This window comes from Streptomyces sp. LHD-70 (genome assembly GCF_031157275.1).
In the GTDB taxonomy this organism is placed as follows: Bacteria; Actinomycetota; Actinomycetes; order Streptomycetales; family Streptomycetaceae; genus Streptomyces.
Genome location: NZ_JAVIFW010000010.1, coordinates 93,755 through 111,181 on the forward strand (window position 1 = coordinate 93,755; position 17,427 = coordinate 111,181).

14 protein-coding genes and 3 riboswitches are annotated in these 17,427 nt (G+C 71.0%); of the genes, 4 read left to right on the forward strand and 10 right to left on the reverse strand.

Translation table 11 applies throughout. The features are described from left to right. Window positions 1-79: 79 nt before the first annotated feature. From RCO28_RS21070 to RCO28_RS21095, 6 genes are all read right to left on the reverse strand, one after another. Window positions 80-883 (reverse strand): ABC transporter ATP-binding protein, encoded by an 804-nt coding sequence (locus tag RCO28_RS21070; protein ID WP_308942732.1) that lies wholly within the window; start codon window positions 881-883, stop codon window positions 80-82. After that, window positions 880-1,992, reverse strand: a complete 1,113-nt coding sequence (locus tag RCO28_RS21075; RefSeq protein ID WP_308942733.1) for an iron ABC transporter permease — start codon at window positions 1,990-1,992, stop codon at window positions 880-882. Before RCO28_RS21075 ends, RCO28_RS21070 begins: the two co-directional genes overlap by 4 nt. Continuing rightward, on the reverse strand, window positions 1,989-3,050 hold the full coding sequence (locus RCO28_RS21080) for an ABC transporter substrate-binding protein (RefSeq protein ID WP_374991209.1): 1,062 nt from the start codon (window positions 3,048-3,050) through the stop codon (window positions 1,989-1,991). Before RCO28_RS21080 ends, RCO28_RS21075 begins: the two co-directional genes overlap by 4 nt. 28 nt (window positions 3,051-3,078) lie before the next feature. Beyond that, window positions 3,079-3,270, reverse strand: a riboswitch (cobalamin riboswitch). Window positions 3,271-3,414: 144 nt separating this feature from the next. After that, a complete protein-coding gene (locus RCO28_RS21085) occupies window positions 3,415-4,332 on the reverse strand; it encodes a hypothetical protein (protein ID WP_308942734.1) in 918 nt (305 codons plus the stop codon). 45 nt (window positions 4,333-4,377) lie between these two features. Further along, window positions 4,378-4,544, reverse strand: a riboswitch (cobalamin riboswitch). Window positions 4,545-4,672: 128 nt separating this feature from the next. After that, window positions 4,673-6,997 (reverse strand): 5-methyltetrahydropteroyltriglutamate--homocysteine S-methyltransferase, encoded by a 2,325-nt coding sequence (metE, locus tag RCO28_RS21090; protein ID WP_308942735.1) that lies wholly within the window; start codon window positions 6,995-6,997, stop codon window positions 4,673-4,675. Between the two features lie 164 nt (window positions 6,998-7,161). Beyond that, window positions 7,162-7,390: riboswitch (cobalamin riboswitch) on the reverse strand. 98 nt (window positions 7,391-7,488) lie between these two features. Then, window positions 7,489-9,015, reverse strand: a complete 1,527-nt coding sequence (locus RCO28_RS21095; protein ID WP_308942736.1) for a PucR family transcriptional regulator ligand-binding domain-containing protein — start codon at window positions 9,013-9,015, stop codon at window positions 7,489-7,491. 125 nt (window positions 9,016-9,140) lie between these two features. On the opposite strand from RCO28_RS21095, the gene RCO28_RS21100 reads away from it, so the two are divergent. Next, the gene (locus RCO28_RS21100) at window positions 9,141-10,640 is read left to right on the forward strand and encodes a cytosine permease (protein WP_308942737.1); all 1,500 of its coding nucleotides are present in this window, start codon (window positions 9,141-9,143) and stop codon (window positions 10,638-10,640) included. Beyond that, window positions 10,621-11,499, forward strand: coding sequence for a polysaccharide deacetylase (locus RCO28_RS21105; RefSeq protein ID WP_308942738.1), 879 nt, complete (start codon window positions 10,621-10,623; stop codon window positions 11,497-11,499). The genes RCO28_RS21100 and RCO28_RS21105 overlap by 20 nt, the downstream gene beginning before the upstream one ends. A 229-nt stretch (window positions 11,500-11,728) precedes the next feature. Here the strand turns inward: RCO28_RS21105 and RCO28_RS21110 are convergent, their stop codons facing one another. From RCO28_RS21110 to RCO28_RS21125, 4 genes are all read right to left on the reverse strand, one after another. Beyond that, window positions 11,729-12,544, reverse strand: a complete 816-nt coding sequence (locus RCO28_RS21110) for an IclR family transcriptional regulator (RefSeq protein WP_308942739.1) — start codon at window positions 12,542-12,544, stop codon at window positions 11,729-11,731. Window positions 12,545-12,690: 146 nt separating this feature from the next. Continuing rightward, window positions 12,691-13,920: a M24 family metallopeptidase gene (locus RCO28_RS21115; protein ID WP_308942740.1), complete on the reverse strand. Its 1,230-nt coding sequence runs from the start codon at window positions 13,918-13,920 to the stop codon at window positions 12,691-12,693. Between the two features lie 77 nt (window positions 13,921-13,997). After that, window positions 13,998-15,353 carry an MFS transporter gene (locus tag RCO28_RS21120; RefSeq protein WP_308942741.1) on the reverse strand — a complete coding sequence of 452 codons (1,356 nt, stop codon included), beginning with the start codon at window positions 15,351-15,353 and terminating at the stop codon, window positions 13,998-14,000. A gap of 238 nt (window positions 15,354-15,591) precedes the next feature. After that, window positions 15,592-15,978, reverse strand: coding sequence for a VOC family protein (locus RCO28_RS21125; protein WP_308942742.1), 387 nt, complete (start codon window positions 15,976-15,978; stop codon window positions 15,592-15,594). Window positions 15,979-16,095: 117 nt separating this feature from the next. Between RCO28_RS21125 and RCO28_RS21130 the strand changes: the two genes are divergently transcribed. Both RCO28_RS21130 and RCO28_RS21135 read left to right on the forward strand, forming a co-directional pair. Next, entirely contained in the window at window positions 16,096-16,671 is a 576-nt protein-coding gene (locus tag RCO28_RS21130; protein ID WP_308942743.1) for a TetR family transcriptional regulator, read from the forward strand. Between the two features lie 87 nt (window positions 16,672-16,758). Then, window positions 16,759-17,346, forward strand: coding sequence for a hypothetical protein (locus tag RCO28_RS21135; protein ID WP_308942744.1), 588 nt, complete (start codon window positions 16,759-16,761; stop codon window positions 17,344-17,346). The last annotated feature ends 81 nt before the right edge of the window (window positions 17,347-17,427 follow it).

Consider the following 17,427-nt stretch of genomic DNA (forward strand, 5'->3'; position numbering starts at 1 on the left):
ACGCGGCGCCAGCCGCATATCGACACAGCCGGGAAGGGGCGGGGAGGGGAGAAGACCCCCCCACGACGGACCCGCACGCTCACGCAGAACCGGCAGGAACCCGCTCCTCAGGCAGAAACACCACCTGAGGCGCCCCCGTACGCGGGTGCGGCGTGACCTCCCCCTCCACGCCGTACACCTCACTCAGGAGCCGCGGCGTGAGCACCTCCCCCGGGGGACCGGACGCCGTGACCAGGCCCTCCGACAGGACGTACAGCCGGTCGCAGTAGTACGCCGCCAGGTTCAGGTCGTGCAGGGCGACCAGAACCGTCGCGGGCAGGGCGCGCAGGATGCCGAGTACCTGCAACTGGTGCCGGATGTCCAGGTGGTTGGTCGGTTCGTCAAGGACGAGCAGCGACGGCCGCTGCGCCAACGCGCGTGCGACGAGGACGCGTTGGCGTTCGCCGCCCGATAGCCGGTCGAAGGGCCGGTCGGCGAGGTCGGCGGCGTCCACCGAGGCGAGGCAGGACTCCACGATTCGGGTGTCCTCGGCGGTGTCGCCGTCGAGGAGGCGTTTGTGCGGGGTGCGGCCCATGGCGACGACCTCCCGCACCGCCAGGTCGAAGTCGGCCGCGCCGTCCTGGACGACCGCGGCCACCGTCCGGGCGAGCCGCCGCACCGGCAGCGACCAGGCGTCGTCCCCGTCCACCCGCACCGTGCCGGAGTCGGGCCGCAGCACCCGGTAGACGGCGCGCAGCAGACTGGACTTGCCGCTGCCGTTGGGGCCGACCAGGCCGACCACCTCGCCGGGCCGTGCGGTCAGCGAGATGTCCTGGACGAGCCGGCGGGCGCCCGCGCTGAGCGTCACACCGTCGACGGTGAGGTCGCTCGAAGAGACGGTCATGCCACTCCCTCCTCGGTGCTCCGGCGGGCCTCGCGGCGCATCAGCCACAGAAAGAACGGCCCGCCGCACAGCGCGGTCAGCACGCCGACGGGGATCTCCATGGGCGCGGCGACGGTACGGGCGGCCACGTCCGCCCAGATGAGGAACACCGCCCCGGCGAGCGCGGCGGTCGGCAGCACCCTGCGGTGGTCGCCGCCGACGAAGAGCCGCACGAGGTGCGGCAGGATCAGGCCGACGAAGCCGATCGGCCCGGCCGCCGCCACGAGCACGCCGGTGACCAGGGACAGCAGTACGAACATCCGGGCGCGGAACCGGGCCACGTCGAGCCCCATCGTCGTGGCCGCCTCCTCGCCCGCGAGCAGCAGGTTCAACGACCGTGCCTGGAAGAGGAGTACGCCGATGCCCAGGGCGAGCGCGACCGCCGGGAGCCACAGCGTGCCCCAGTTCACGCCGCCGAGCCCGCCCAGCGTCCAGGCGAGCACGGCACGGGCCTCGTTGCCCCGCTCCGAGATCAGCAGCAGCACGTTCATGAGGGCGGTGAGCACGGCCGCGATCGCCACTCCGGACAGCACGAGCCGTACGGAGGTCACGCGTCCGCCCGCGCGCGCCGTCGCGTAGACGAGCAGCAGCGTCGCGAGCGCCCCGAGGAACGCCGACAGGGGCAGGGACACCGGTCCGAACAGGGTCACGCCGAACACGATCACCACGACGGCCCCGAGGGACGCCCCCGAGGAGACGCCCAACAGGTAGGGCTCCGCGAGCGGGTTGCGGACCAGGGCCTGCATGGCCGTACCGACCACGGCGAGGCCCGCGCCCGTCACCGCGCCGAGGAGCACGCGCGGCGCCCGGACGTCGAGCACGATCGTCTCGCGCGCCCGCGACCACACCGGGTCCGCCCAGTCGAGGCCGACCGCGTGCGTGACGATGCCCCACACCTGACCGGGCGGCACCCGCACCGAGCCGATCGCCACCGCCGCGGTGGCGGAGACCACGAGCAGTACCGCGAGGACCGACAGCGTCAGCGCGAACGACCGGCCCGAGCACGGCCGTTCACCGGAGACCTTGGAAGTCTGCCTCGTTGTGGCCGGGGAGGCGGCGGTCGCCGTCACCGGAAGCTCTCGGGGTGCAGTCCGCGCGCCAGGTCCTCCACCGCGTACGGCGGCCGGACCCCGAGCATGGTCGCGGTCAGCGGCAGCACCACGAAGCGCTTGTTCTTGATGGCCGGGACGTCCGCGAGGGCGGGCTGGGAGAGCAGGAACTTCTTCTTCCGCTCCACGTTCCCCGCGCCCGCGTAGTCGTAGATCGCGATGACCTCGGGCTTGCGGTCCACGACCTGCTCCCAGGAGGCGTCGCCGAAGACCTCGTCCAGGTCCGAGAAGACGTTCCGGCCGCCCGCGAGCCGGATGATCTCCGTTCCCAGGCTCTTGCCGCCCGCCGTGAACGCGGACTTGTCGCCGCTGTCGTACACGAACACCGACACCTCGCGCTCGTCCTTCACGGCCGCCGCGGTCTTGTCGACACGGGACCTGAGGTCCTCGACGAGCCGTTCGGCGCGGTCCTCGACGCCGAAGATCCTGCCGATGGTGTTGATCTCGTCGTAGGCGTCCTTCATCGACACCTGCTTCTTGCCGCAGTACTCGCGGTTCAGATACGTGTCGATACCGGCGTCCGCGAAGGCTTTGCGCGAGCGGCCCTCGTTCTCCGCGAAGGCGCTGGCGTACCCGCCGTACACGAAGTCCGGCTCGGCCTCCAGGACGGTCTCGAAGGACGGCTCCTTCTTCGCCAGTTCGGGGATCGCCTTGAAGTCCTCGCGGAATTCGGGCAGTACGGCCGAGTCGGGGAAGGCGGTGCCGACCATGCGGTCCTTCAGGCCGAGGGCCAGCATCAGCTCCGCCGGGTGCTGGTGGATGGTGACCGCGCGGGCCGGGGGTTTCCGGTACGTCGTCTTCGTACCGCAGTTGTCGACGGTGATGGGGAAGCCCTCGGCGGCGCCCCCCGAGTCGTCGCGGGAAGTGGATTCCTGCTGCGCACCGCAGCCCGACAGCAGGACGGCCGCCAGTGCGGTCGCGAGGGCGGCGCCGCGCAGGGTGCGGCGCCGCGACAAGGGGACGCGCGAGGGGACGCGCAAGGGAAGGGTGGAACCGGGACGGGGCATGCCGTCGTACACGTGAAGCCTCCTGGGAGTCCGCGCTCCTCACAACGGGCCCGCGACAGGCCAGTGTCCTGACTCCCGGATCAGCACGCGTCCCCGGCCTTCCCGCGCGTCGCACGGTGGCATCTCGAACGTCGAGAGGGGCGCACTCCTCGGTCACAGTGGCGGGACCGTGCCGGATTCGCACCGGCTTCCTGATTCCCGTCGCGGTATGACCGGCCGATCCTACGGTTGTCGCGGCACGGAGTGAAAGGGCGCAGGTCACAGCGGCGTGCGCCCCTCCCGAGGGCGCTCACTCCCCCGAAGACCTGCACCCGGTCGAAGCCCGCCTGCCGGACCAGGTCGGGGGACTTCAGGGCGTCGGCGATATGCGGGTGGATCACCCATGGCCGCCTCGGGCGAAAGAGCACTGGTGGCCGAGCGAGTGGAAGAACGCGGACAGTTCACCCTTCAGTCCGGGGGCGGGGCGGCGGGTGAAGAGATAGCCGACGAGGGAGCCGGTGTGGGCGACGAACACCCCGTCGGCGCCGAACTCCTCGCGGTGGGCGAGGACTTCGGCGAAGGTCTGCTTGGGCAGCACCTCCTGGGAGAGCACGGCACTGGTCGTCGCGGCCCGCGCCACCGCCCCCGCGTCCCCCACCGAGAAACCCTTGAGGAGGTCGGTCAGGCACCGCTCGTACTCCTGGGCCCGGCGCCGGTAGTGGGGGAGCAGCAGCGGTGTCACGGCGGCCGTGTCCACGGTGTCGGCCTCAGTGACGTACGCGGTGTGGAAGCCGACGTCGGTGCCGAGGCGGCGCAGGACGCGATGCCTCCCGCTGAGGTGCAGCGCGAACTCGTCGAGGAACACGCTGTCCGCCCGCTCGATCGCGGAGAGGATGCCGAGGACCGCGTCCGGGTCGTACGGCAGCGCGAAGACCCGGAACAGGCAGCGCAGCGTGGCCACGACATCGGCGGTGGAGCTGGCCATGCCCACGCCGACCGGCAGTTCGGAGTGGGTGCTCCAGCCTCCCGGTGGCAGCCGGAGCCCGGAGCGGTCGAGGAAGAGCCGCGCGGCCGTCTGAGACTTCCGTCCGGGCAGGGCCCCTCGGGGCAGGTCGTCCCCGAGGGTGTAGTGCACGTACGAGTGCCGGTCGACGGGAAACGAGACGAGCGCGATGTCCGGGTCGGGCCCCGGACACAGCGGCCCTTGGTAGAGCTCGCCCAGAGTGCCGTGGCAGACGCCGGAGTACGTGTGCGGCGACGGGCGGAGAGCGGGAGCTGCGCGCTGCTGCGGCGCAGGCCCGGCGTTCCTCTTCACCCAGCACACCCTGTCCTCGAGGTCACCGTGAACAGCGCGCACGGCAGCCGTACGCGCACAGTGGGCAGGTCTTCGGACTCGTGGGCGCGGCCGCCGTGACAGGGCGGGCCGTTTCCCACTCACCGTTGCGGGACAGTCCCGGACGCGCACCGGGTTCCCTCTTACGGCACGGCACCTCCCGGTGCGCGCGAACCGACTGCGCGGTCAGCGTAGGTCGGCTCGGGCCGATGGGACCAGAGGGGCTGCCGGGGGACGGCTGGTTATGGCCGACCGGGTCCCATCGGCGGTACGGCGTGCCGGGGCGGGGCGCACGCGGCGCCCCGACCCGGCACGCCCTGCGTCAGGACGCGGACGACCCGAGCTCGGCCCGGACCGTGCGCGCGGCCGCGACCAGGTTCTCCAGGGACGCGCGCGTCTCGGGCCAGCCGCGGGTCTTCAGGCCGCAGTCCGGGTTGACCCAGAGACGCTCGGCCGGGATGGCCTCAAGTCCCTTGCGCAGCAGGGCCGCCGCCTCCTTCGCGCTCGGTACGCGCGGCGAGTGGATGTCGTACACACCGGGCCCGGCCTCGCGCGGGTAGCCGTGGGCGGCGAGCTCGCGGGCCACCTGCATGTGGGAGCGGGCGGCCTCCAGGCTGATGACGTCCGCGTCGAGGTCGTCGATGGCCTGGACGATGTCCCCGAACTCCGCGTAGCACATGTGCGTGTGGATCTGCGTGTCGGGCCGTACGCCGCTGGTGCTGAGGCGGAACGCCTGCGTCGCCCAGGCGAGGTACGCGGGGTGGTCGGCGGCGCGCAGCGGAAGCGTCTCACGCAGCGCGGGCTCGTCCACCTGGATCACCGAAGTGCCCTGCGCCTCAAGGTCGTCGACCTCGTCGCGCAGGGCGAGCGCCACCTGCCGGGCGGTGTCGGCGAGGGGCTGGTCGTCGCGCACGAAGGACCAGGCGAGCATCGTGACCGGACCGGTCAGCATGCCCTTGACGGGGCGGTCCGACAGGGACTGCGCGTACGACGTCCAGCGCACCGTCATCGGCTCGGGGCGGGAGATGTCCCCGGCCAGGACCGGCGGCCGGACGTAGCGCGTGCCGTACGACTGCACCCAGCCGTGCCGCGTGGCGAGGTAGCCGGAGAGCTGCTCGGCGAAGTACTGGACCATGTCGTTGCGTTCGGGCTCGCCGTGCACGAGGACGTCGATGCCGGTCTTCTCCTGGAAGGAGACGACCTCGCGGATCTCGGACCTGATGCGCTCCTCGTACCCGGCGGTGTCGATCCGCCCGGCCCGCAGGTCCGCGCGTGCCGTGCGCAGTTCGCCGGTCTGCGGGAACGAGCCGATGGTGGTGGTCGGCAGCCGCGGCAGGCCCAGGTGGGCGCGCTGCGCCACGGCCCGCTCGGCGTACGACTGCGAGCGGCGCGCGTCGCCCTCGCTGACGGCGGCGGCGCGGTCGCGGACCGCCGGGTCGTGGGTCAGGGCCGAATGGGCGCGGGAGGCCAGGTCGGCGCGGTTGGCGGCGAGTTCGGCGGCGATCGTGTCCGTGCCGAGGGCGAGCCCCTTGGCGAGCGTGACGATCTCGGCGGTCTTCTGCTTGGCGAAGGCCAGCCAGCGCAGCACCTGCGGGTCGATGTCCCGCTCCAGGCCGGCGTCGAGCGGCACGTGAAGGAGCGAGCAGGAGGCGGCCACGTCGACCCGGTCGGCGAGGCCGAGCAGGGTGCCGAGGGTCGCGAGGGACTTCTCCAGGTCGTTGATCCAGATGTTGCGCCCGTTGACGACCCCCGCGACCAGGCGCTTCCCGGGCAGCCCGCCGACCGCCGCGAGCGCGTCGAGGTTCAGGGCCCCGGCGCCGGTGAAGTCCAGGGCGAGCCCCTCGACGGGTGCCTTGGCCAGCACCGGCAGCGCCTCGCCGAGCCGGTCGAAGTACGAGGCGACCAGGAGCTGCGGCCGGTCGGTGAGGGCGCCCAGGTCGCGGTAGGCGCGCTCGGCGGCGTTCAGCTCGGCCGGGCTGCGGTCCTGCACGAGCGCGGGCTCGTCCAGCTGCACCCACCCGGCGCCCGCCGCGCGCAGGTCGGCCAGGACCTCCGCGTACACCGGCAGGAGCCGGTCGAGCAGCGTGAGCGGGTCGAAGTCGGCGGCGACGCCGGGGGCGGGCTTGGACAGGAGCAGGTAGGTGACCGGGCCGACCAGGACCGGGCGGGCGGTGAGGCCGAGCGCGAGGGCCTCCTCGAGCTCGGCGACCTGCCGGGTCGAGTCGGCCGTGAAGACCGTGCTCGGGCCCAACTCCGGTACGAGATAGTGGTAGTTGGTGTCGAACCACTTCGTCATCTCAAGGGGTGCCACGTCCTGGGTGCCGCGCGCCATCGCGAAGTAGCCGTCGAGCCGGTCGGCGTCCACGGCGGCGCGGTGCCGCTCGGGGATCGCGCCGAGCATGACGCTGGTGTCGAGGACGTGGTCGTAGAACGAGAAGTCGCCGGTGGGGACTTCGGTGAGGCCCGCCCCGGCCAGCTCCTGCCAGTTCGAGCGGCGCAGTTCGGCGGCGGTCGCACGCAGCGTGTCGGCGTCGACGCGGCCCTTCCAGTAGCCCTCGACGGCCTTCTTCAGCTCCCGGTTCCGGCCCTGCCGGGGGTAGCCGTACACGGTGGCCCGTGCTGTCGCGGCTGCGGTCCTGCTGGTCACGGAGATCTCCTTCGCGAGATGAATCCCTGAGATCCCGGTGGCCGGGACGAGAGCGCGAAGGGGTGACGGGACCAGGCGCCGCACACGCGCCACGAGGCACGGCCGTACGCCTGAGATGCACGCCGACCCGCCCTCGGGGTCACCGGGATGTCCGCGCACGCGTCGTACGTGCACGGGCAGTTGGCAGGTCTTCGGACTCGCGGGCGCGCCTCGCACATGTCGTACGAGACTCCTACTGGCCGTCGCTTCCCAGGACCACTTCCTCGGACCCAGTGCTTGTGACGGCGGTCGTTCCCACTCACCGCTGCGGGGCAGTCCCGGATTCCCACCGGGTTCCCTCTTGCGACGCCTCCCGCCTGGCGGACGGGGCGAACCAGCTGCGCGGGTCAGCCTACGGGGCGGGTGGGCCGGTCGGGGAGTGAGGTCCGGATCGCGGACGAGACGGCTGGATCCGGCCGGTCACCGATCTTGCGGGTGCCACCGCGGCCGGGTCACAGGACGTGGCGGTACAGACGCAGGGCCAGATGCAGCGGCAGGGCTCGCGGTGTTCCGGTGGGGTCGCCGCCGAGGAGGTCGAAGGCCCGCCGCAGCCGGGCGTAGAGGGACTGCCGTTGCAGATGCAGGTCCGCCGCGGTGCGGGTCTTGTTGAAGCTGGTCTCGAAGTAGGCGCTCAGCGTGGTGAGCAGGAGCTCGCGCTCACCGTCGCGCAGGGCAAGGATCGGCCCGAGCTGTTCGCGTACGAGTCGCTCCGCCGGGCCGCGGAACGAGTCGTCGAGCAGCAGCCGCTCCACGCTCTGCTCGCTCGCGTCGACGACTCCGGCCGCGAACCCGCCGCCCGGCTGCCGAAGGCACTCCATCGCGGCCCTCAAGGAGACCGCGGCGTCCGCCAGTTCGGGCACCGTCGGCCCGACGGCGATCGCCGTCCGCCCGGCACTCCACTCGGTGAGTTCCGCGATCAGCCGGGCCCGGACGCCACGCGCGGAGCGGCGGGGAGCGCGCAGGGACACCAGGGCGTGGATGCCGAGCGGGGATGGCATGTCGATCGCGGTCCGCCCGTGCCGGGCCAGTACGCCTTCCAGGCCCTGGAAGGCGGTCGGCCGCCCCGCCGCCTGGACCGCGACCCCGATCACCTGGCCGTCCGGCGGGAAGCGCAGGGACTCCCCGAGGCGGCGGATGCGTTGGGGGCGGGCGTTCTCCCCGGCGGCCAGGCGGACCAGCTCGCCGGCGGCCAACTCCTGCACGCCCGGCGGCCGGGTGCGCAGCAGCGCCAGCTGAAGCGCCTCGACGGCGCGGTCCTGCGCCAGTTCGAGGAGCGCCACATCGGCTTCGGCGCCGGGATAGAGGACCAGGGTGGCCGTGGGCACTCCACGGAGGGTCAGCGGCGCTTCCATGGCACTCGGCGCGTGCGGCAGCTCCGGTTCCGGAACGGGCGCGTGCGGCAGCTCCGGTTCCGGAACGCCCCCGGAACCGCTCGTGGCGATGACGCGACCGGCGGGGTCGAAGAGGGCGGCGCCGACCGAGACGTGACGGGCCAGAGTGTCGAGCACCTCCTGGGTGCCGCCGCCATCGGCGAGGACCCCGGACATCTCGTGGGACAGCGCACCCGCGGACCGGAGCCGCACCACGGAGTCGTCGACCAGGCTCGCGTTGATCACCTCCGCCACTTCCACGAAGGGGACGACCCGGCGCAGTTCGATGACCGGGAAGCCAAGCCCGGACGCCTCCGCGAGCAGCGCGGGCGGAACCTCGGCCAGCTCCGCGCCGGTCTCGATCGCCACGCCCGCGACCGCGCGATCCGACAAGCTCTGTATGTACGAACGCTGTTGGGACTCGCCCGCGCGGGCCAGCGTGGAGCCGCCCGTCAACAGCAGCTCACCGCCGCGCAGCAGCGGCGCGATCGCAAGCACCTCACTGGAGTGGATCCAGCGCACGGTCCGGTCCAGGCCTTCGGAACCGGTCAGGATCCGCGGCCGGGCGGGGGCCAGGCTGGGGTGGGCGAGCACGCGTGACACCGTCATTCGCATGACGATGTGTGTATCACTTCACGCGATCTGTGCGACAGATCGTTCCTTGTTGTGTGTGACGCACGCCACCAGGATTGCTCGGCAAGCGGGGCCGCCGGACCTTCCTTGGGAGCCAACTGATGTCAGCTTCGTCTCCACCACAACCGTCCACCGCCCATGACGTCGAGGGCACACTGCAGCCCGTCCCCGAGAGCGCCAGGACCGACAGCGTCTCCGGGCAGTTCTGGATCTGGTGCGGGGCGAACATCGCTCCCATCAACTGGGTCCTCGGCGCTCTCGGCGTCCATCTCGGCCTGGGGCTCGCCGACACACTGATCGTCCTGGTCGCAGGCAACCTCGTCGGCATGGCGTTCTTCGGCGTCTTCGTACTCCTGGGGCAGCGGACCGGAGTCACCGGCATGGTCCTTGGGAGGGCTCCCTTCGGGCGGCGCGGCAACTATCTGCCCGCCGCCGTGCAGGCCCTCCTGGCCGTCGGCTGGTGCTCGGTCAACACCTGGATCATCCTGGATCTCGTCATGGCGCTGCTCGGCCGGCTCGGTCTGGTCGATCCGCAGGGCGCCAACCACATCTGGAAGATCGCGGTCGCCGGCGCGATCATGGCCGTCCAGGTGGGCATCTCCTGGATCGGCTACCGCGCGATAGCCGCCTTCGAGCGCTGGACGGTGCCGCCCACCATCGTGGTCCTGGTGGCGATGTCGGTGGTGGCGTGGTTCTTCCTCGACATCGACTGGTCGTACGCCGGACCGGCGGGGGACGTGCTGACCGGCGGGGACCGGTTCGCCGCGATGACGGCGGTGATGACCGCCATCGGCATCGGCTGGGGCATCACCTGGCTCACCTACGCCGCCGACTACTCACGCTTCGTCAGCCGCCGCGTGCCCCGCCGCAAGCTCTATCTGGCCAGCACGCTCGGCCAGTTCATCCCCGTCGTCTGGCTGGGGGTCCTCGGGGCCACGCTCGCCACCAAGAACGGCGACGTGGATCCAGGCCGCCTCATCGTGGAGAACTTCGGCGTACTGGCCGTACCCGTGCTCCTCCTCGTCCTGCACGGGCCGATCGCCACCAACATCCTCAACATCTACACCTTCACCGTGGCCGCCCAGGCCCTCGACCTCAAGGTGCACCGGCGCACCCTGAGCAGCGTCGTCGGGGTCCTCTCCATGGTGGTCGTGGTCTTCTTCATCTACCAGTCCGACTTCGCCGCCATCCTCGACACCTGGCTGGTCGGCCTGGTCGCCTGGGTCTCCGCCTGGGGCGGGATCATGCTCGTCCACTACATCCGCATCGAGCGCGGCGAGATAGCGGTCGAGCGGCTCTTCGACCCCGTGGGGACCCGGCGGCTGCCCGACATCAACTGGGCCGGCCTCACCGCCTTCGCCGCGGGCATCCTCGGCACCTGGCTGTTCATGTACGGCCTGATCCCGCCGTTCCAGGGGCCGGGCGCCGTCGCCCTCGGCGGAGTCGACCTGTCCTGGCTCGCGGGCGGACTCACCAGTGCCGGTGTCTACGCCGTACTCGGACCCCGCGCGGCCCGCGCCACTCAGCCCTCCGCTCCCGCCCCTCGGCCCGCCACCTCCTCTGCACCGGAAAGGCTCGACGATGAACTTCCCCTGGCCTGAAGGCCGTTCAGCCGCTGCCGCCTTCACCTTCGACGTCGACGCGGAGTCGTGCGTCCTCGCGCACGACCCCTCGGCCTCCTCCCGCATGTCCCTGATGTCCCATCAGGCGTACGGGCCGCGCGTCGGTGTCCCGCGGATCCTGAGGCTGCTGCGCCGCCAGGAGGTGAAGGCCACGTTCTTCGTCCCCGGATTCACGGCCGACACGTATCCCGACGTGGTGCGGGCGATCGTGGACGACGGGCACGAGGTGGCCCACCACGGCTACCTCCACGAGCCGATGCGAGGCATCGACGCCGCGACGGAGGCGGAGTACCTCGACCGCGGCCTGGAGGCGCTGCAGCGGGTCGGCGTCCAACCGGTCGGATACCGGGCGCCGTGGTGGGAGATGAACTGGCACACCCCGGACCTGCTCATCGAGCGCGGCTTCCGCTATGACTCCAGCCTGCTCGACGGCGACACCCCCTATCGACTGGGCGGGCACGGTGCGGCCGGGGACCTCGTCGAGATACCGGTCGACTGGAGTCTCGACGACTGGGAGCAGTACGCGTTCTACCCGGGGTGGACCGGGAGCGGTGTGATCGAGAGCCCGAAGAAGGTGCACGAGATGTGGCTCCTGGAGGCCGAGGCGCAGCACGCCGAGGGCGGCTGCTTCGTGCTCACCAACCACCCGTTCATCTCCGGCCGTCCCTCGCGGTCCGCCGCGCTTGAACGCCTCATCGCCGACGTCCGCGCTCTGGACGGCGTCTGGGTCGCCACCCTCGGCGAGATCGCCGCCCACGCGGCCGGGGTCCTGACGGAAGTACGGCACATCGAGCGCGTCGAGGTGCCGGAGAAGTACGCTCCGCGGCCCGCGGGCTGAGCCGGAGGCCGCCCGGGGCGAACCGGGGGCATGGCCCGATTCCCGTCAGGCGTAACGCGCTTGACGGGAATCGGGCGTTGCCGGTGACGGCCGACTGCGGCCGCGACATACGCGTGCTGCCCCGTGACATACGCGTGCTGCCCCGTGACATACGCGTGCTGCCCCGCGAAATACGCGTGCTGCCGCCGCGAAATACGTGTGTGCGGGCGGGTGGACTCCCCGCCGCCACTCACGCCCCGGGGCGGTGTCCGCCGAGGCGCTGAGTGACCTGGTCCGCGGAGTCACGGGCGGCGTCGCCGAGGATCGGCAGCTGGTCGGGGGAGACCCGGAAGCGCGGCGCCGAGATGAGCACGGTGGCGGCCACGTCGCCCCGGTGGTCGAAGACCGGCGCGGCCACACCCACCTCCTGCACCGAGGTCTCCCCGTAGTTGACGGCGTAGCCCTGCTCGCGCACCTCGTCGAGCTTGGCCTGGTACGCCGCGATCGCCGTGTCGTCCGGCCCGGCGAAGGCCACGGATCCGTCCGTCAGGAGGGCCCGCGCGGTGGCGGTGGGCAGCTGGGCCAGGAAGACCTGGACCGAGGAGCTCGCCGCGGTGTTGTAGCGGGTGCCCAGGGGGGTGCTGTGCTTGATCTCGTTGCGGCTCGGCACCTGCTCGATGCAGACGGCCTCGGACCCGTTCCACAGCATCAGGGCCGTGGTCTCGTCGGTGCGTCGGCTCAGCTCCCGCAGCACCGGATGCGCGACGCGGCGTACGTCGAGGTCCGCGAGGAGGGGGCCGGCCATGGCGATGACGCCGAGCCCGAGCCGGAAGCGCCTGGTCTCCGGGTCCCGCTCCACGAGACCGTCGAGTTCGAGCGTAGCCAGGATGCGGGAGACCGTGCTCTTGTGCAGGCCGACCCGTGCGGCGATGTCCGTGACTCCGAGCAGGGGCTCCTCGGCACTGAAGCTCAGCAGTACGGCGATGCCGTTGTGGAGCACGGAGATCCCGCGGCTCTCTCCCGCGCCCGTACCGTCGTTGATCTTGTCCGTCTGGGTGTCTGCCATGGTGCGCCCATCCTGCCGCATGGCCGGGGACCGCGTGGTGCCCGGGACCGCGTGGGCGCCCGGGACGGCGTGGTCCGAAGGGGACAGAGCGGTGCCGCACCGTCCTGGCCGGACGGTGCGGCACCGGGTGTGCCACTGGGCTCCGGTCAGCGGCCCAGGATGTTGTGCTCGGGGCCGAAGGGGAACTTGGTGATGTTCTCGGCGCCGCCCTCGGTCACGACCAGGATGTCGTGCTCGCGGTAGCCGCCCGCGCCGGGCTCGCCCTCGGGCACCATGAGCATCGGTTCCATGGAGACGACCATGCCCGGCTCCAGGACGGTGTCGATGTCCTCGCGGAGTTCGAGACCGGCCTCGCGGCCGTAATAGTGCGACAGGACACCGAAGGAGTGGCCGTATCCGAAGGTGCGGTTCGGCAGCAGACCGTGGCCGACGTAGATCTCGTTGAGGCTGTGCGCGATCTCCGCGCAGCTGATGCCCGGCTTGATGAGTTCCAGGCCGCGGCGGTGCACCTCGACGTTGATCTCCCACAGCTGGAGCGAGCGGGCGTCCGGCTCGCCGTAGAACAGGGTTCGCTCCAGGGCCGTGTAGTAACCGGAGATCATCGGGAAGCAGTTGAGGCTGAGGATGTCGCCGCGCTGAACGGTGCGCGTGGTGGGCCAGTTGTGCGCGCCGTCGGTGTTGATGCCCGACTGGAACCAGACCCAGGTGTCGCGGATCTCGGTGTGCGGGTACGCCCGGGCGATCTCGCGGACCATGGCCTGCGTGCCCGCGAGAGCCACCTCGTACTCCGCGACTCCCTCGGTGACGGCCGCGCGGACCGCCTCGCCGCCGATGTCGCCGATCCGGGCGCCTTCCCGGATGAGCGCGATCTCCTCGTCCGACTTGACCATCCGCTGCCGCATGGTCGCCTGTGCGATGTCCGTGAACTCGGCGTCGGAAAAGGCGGATTCGAACTTCCGCAGCAGGTCGAGGGGCAGGCTGTCGTGCTCCACACCGATCCGGCGCGGCGAGACGGCACGCTGCTTCAGCGCCTCCCGGATGGCGTGGACGTAGTTGTCGCGATGCCAGTCGGTGTAGACGACGTTGTCCCCGAAGGAGCGCCGCCACGGCATACCCGCGTCGATGTTGGCGGAGACGCTGATCTGCTCGCTCTCGGTGACGATCAGCGCGTACGGCCGGCCGAAGGCCGTGTAGAGGAAGTCCGAGTAGTACTTGATGTTGTGGTACGAGGTGAACAGGGCGACCTCGACTCCGGCCTCGGTCATCGCCTTGCGCAGCAGGGTCAGCCGGCGCTCCATCTCGGCGTCGGAGAAGGTGAGTTGCTCCTTCTCGCCGTTGCGGATCAGCTTCAGGCGCTCAAGGTCTGTGGTGGACACGGGTACTCCTTCTCGTGGTGCGGTGCGGGTGCCCCCGACCGGTGCGGTCGGGAAGTGAGAGGGGGCGTGGGGTGCGCTCAGTCCTCGCGGAGGGGTTCGCGCGAGGTCTCCTTGGCGGCCAGTACGGCCCCGAGTGAGACGAGCGCCCCGCCGGCCAGATACCAGGCCGGGGCGAGGCCGCTGCCCGTCCAGGAGATGAGCAGCGTGCCGACGAAGGCCGCGGTGCCGCCGAACAGGGCGTTGGCCAGGTTGAAGCTGATGGCGAAGCCGCTGTAGCGGACGCGGGTCGGGAACTGCTCGGCGAGGAAGCTGGGCAGCGTCCCGTCGTTGAGCGCGAGCATGCCGCCGAGCAGCACCTGGACGGCGATGACGGTCAGCAGGCCGGCTCCGTCGAGCAGCAGGAACGCCGGCACCGTGAACAGGGTGAACAGTACGGACGCGGTGATCAGCAGCTTCCTGCGGCCGAACCGGTCGGAGGCCAGGCCGGTGCAGAAGACGAAGACGATGTAGACGGCGAGCGAGACGGTGGTGGCGAGGAACGACTCGGTGGTGCCGAAGTCGAGCTCCTCGGAGAGGTACGTCGGCATGTAGCTGAGCAGCATGTAGAAGGCGATGGCGTTGAGCACCGTGGCTCCCATGGCGAGGAGCAGCGGGCGCCGGTTGGCGCGCAGCATCTCCTTGGCCGGAACCCGCGCCACGTCCTGCTCCTGCTCCAGTGAGCGGAACGCCGGAGTGTCCTCCAGGCGCAGCCGGATGTAGCGGCCGATCAGGCCCATGGGCGCGGCGAGGAGGAACGGAAGGCGCCAACCCCAGCTGTGCATCTGGTCGTTGGAGAGGAGTTCGGTGAGCAGCGCCGCGAGCAGGGAACCGAGGAGCAGCCCCGACGCGGTGCTGGCCGGGACGACGGAGGCGTAGAGCCCGCGCCGCCCTTCCGGTGCGTACTCGACGAGGAAGGCGGAGGCGCCCGCGTACTCGCCGGAGGCCGAGAAGCCCTGCGCCACCCGGACCACGAGCAGGAGCAGGGGCGCGAGCAGTCCGACCGCTTCGTAGCTGGGCAGCAGGGCGATGCAGAAGGTGGCCACGGACATGATCACGATGGACAGCGACAGCGCACTGCGCCGCCCCACCTTGTCGCCGATGTGACCCCAGACGAAGCCGCCGAGCGGGCGGACGAAGAAGGAGACGGCGAAGACGCTGAACGTCGCGAGGAGTGCCGTGGTGCGGTCGGTCGCCGGAAAGAAGACGGTCGAGATGGTCGCCGCCAGATAGCCGTAGGCGGCGTAGTCGAACCACTCGACGAAGTTGCCGATGAAGCTGGCGGCGACGACTCGACGGCGGGCCCCGGGGGTGACGCCGTCGGCCGGTGAGGACGCGTGCGCCTCGGTCCGATCCGGGGCTGGGTCGGCGGGCCGTGGGGCGGCTGGGTTGCTCATGAACGTGGCTCCCATGCATCCGAGTTGCGCGACAAGCAACGATGACGCAACTATGGGAACGCTGAATTGCCCTGTCAAGGGTGACCGCAGGGTAGTTATGGGGGCGTCGAGTCTCTGATGGTTGCTGAAATCGGTATCGAGTTGCTCTTCACGCAACTAGGCGGGGGCGCGCCGGATGTCTCCGACGCGCCCCTGCTCGTCCTGCGGTCTCGTGCGTTCTCGTGGAACCGTCCTGGTGCTACCGGTCCTGCGGGTACCAGCGCAGCTCGACCGTGTTGCCCTCCGGGTCCCGCACGTAGATCGACTGGGCGTCGCCACGGGCGCCGAAGCGGGGGACCGGGCCGTCGAGGACCGTCAACTCGCCCGCGTCGATGACCTCTTGCCAGTCGAGCGGCTCGACGACGAGGCAGATGTGGTCCACGTTGGACTCACCGCGCGGGCGGGCGAGGAGGTCGATGATCGTGGTCGGACTGACCCGCACGGAGGGGAACGGCACCTTGCCCGCCCGCCACTCCTCGACCCGCACCGGTTCGAGGCCGAGCGGCCCGCAGTAGAACTCCAGGGCGCGCTCGACGTCCTCGACGTTCAGGACCAGGTGGTCGAAGTCCTTGACTCGCACTCGCATGGGCAGGCCTTTCTTGGTCAGGGGTGGGTGCTGGGGCGGTACTCTGCCCGCAGTGGTAAAACCGTAGTACTGCATTCGTAGTTGTGTATCCGTCTTGCGACCTTGTGGGGGAGACCCATGCGACAGAATCCCGCCCGCCGGACCGCGCTGCTCGACGCGGCGATCGAGGTTCTGGCCCAGGAGGGGTCGCGTGGGCTCACCCTGCGCGCCGTCGACAAGGCCGCCGGAGTGCCCACCGGCACCACCACCAACTACTTCGCCAATCGTGCCGAGTTGCTCCGCCAGATCATGGGTCGTACGAAGGAGCGTCTCACTCCGGACCCGGCCGCGATGGCGGAGACCATGAAGGCCGAGCCCAGCCGTGAGCTGACCGCGACCCTGCTGCGGCAGCTCGTCGAGCGGATGCGGGCCGACAGCAGCAGCCACCGGGCCATGCTGGAGCTGCGTCTGGAGTCCACGCGCCGCCCGGAGCTGCAGGAGGACCTGACCCGTACGTTCACCGAGCTGCTCGACGACAACATCAACTGGCACCTCGACGCGGGGCTGCCAGGCGACCGGGACACCGTGCTGCTGCTCTACCTCGCCATGCTCGGCGTGATCGTGGACGACCTGACCGTGCCCGCCCTGCTCGAGCCGCACGGCATCGACCGCATCATCGACGTACTCGTGGAGCGGAGCGCGCCGGGGGAGTGAGTGCGGAGGGCGCAACTCCCTCTTCGGAGGGCTCAACTCCCCCTTTGGAGGGCGGGATTGTCACTGCCGGGTCGTACGGTCGCTCGTATGACCGACCACGCGTATGCGCCCGTGCCCGAGCTGAACCTGCTGCACGCCTTCAGTGACCCCCTCGCCGCCTCCTTCTCGCAGGGCTTCGAACTGGACGAGTTCGGGGCGACCGGCGGCATCGACACCTGGTCGAGCGATCCGGAGTTCCTCGACCGCTTCCGCTCCTTCGGCCTGGCCAACGGCTCCGGGTCGCTGTACGCGTTGTGGCGCGTGGACGACCGCGAGGATCTGGCCGAGCTGCCGGTCGTCGCGTTCGGTGACGAGGGCGGCGTGCACCTCGTCGCGTCCACCCTGCGCGACCTGCTGCGCCTGCTCGCCTGCGACCGGTATGTGTACGTCTTCCCGGAGGGGGTCTCCTTCTCCGACCCGGAGGAGGACGCGGCGGAGGGCGCCGGCTCCGGTGAGGTGCACGAACTGTATGTCGCCTGGCTGAAGCGGGAGTTCGGCCTGGGCCCCGCGGTGGATCCGGACGGGGTCGTGCTCGCGGCGGAGGAGCGGTACGGCGAGCGGTTCGTCGGCTGGATGGACCGGTACGTGAAGGGCTTCGCAGAGGAGCACGCCGAGCGCTCTGGCCAGGGAGGGTGAGCCGAGCGCTCTCGCCACGGAGGGCAAGCCCAGCGCTCTCGTCACGGAGGGTAAGCGGACCGGCTTTCAGGAGTGACCGGA

Coding starts and splice junctions, on each gene's coding strand:
- RCO28_RS21120 (WP_308942741.1), bottom strand. CDS start 15,353: ATGAGCAACCCAGCCGCCCCACGGCCCGCCGACCCAGCCCCGGATCGG.
- RCO28_RS21105 (WP_308942738.1), top strand. CDS start 10,621: ATGAACTTCCCCTGGCCTGAAGGCCGTTCAGCCGCTGCCGCCTTCACC.
- RCO28_RS21100 (WP_308942737.1), top strand. CDS start 9,141: ATGTCAGCTTCGTCTCCACCACAACCGTCCACCGCCCATGACGTCGAG.
- RCO28_RS21125 (WP_308942742.1), bottom strand. CDS start 15,978: ATGCGAGTGCGAGTCAAGGACTTCGACCACCTGGTCCTGAACGTCGAG.
- RCO28_RS21130 (WP_308942743.1), top strand. CDS start 16,096: ATGCGACAGAATCCCGCCCGCCGGACCGCGCTGCTCGACGCGGCGATC.
- RCO28_RS21110 (WP_308942739.1), bottom strand. CDS start 12,544: ATGGCAGACACCCAGACGGACAAGATCAACGACGGTACGGGCGCGGGA.
- RCO28_RS21095 (WP_308942736.1), bottom strand. CDS start 9,015: ATGACGGTGTCACGCGTGCTCGCCCACCCCAGCCTGGCCCCCGCCCGG.
- RCO28_RS21070 (WP_308942732.1), bottom strand. CDS start 883: ATGACCGTCTCTTCGAGCGACCTCACCGTCGACGGTGTGACGCTCAGC.
- RCO28_RS21135 (WP_308942744.1), top strand. CDS start 16,759: ATGACCGACCACGCGTATGCGCCCGTGCCCGAGCTGAACCTGCTGCAC.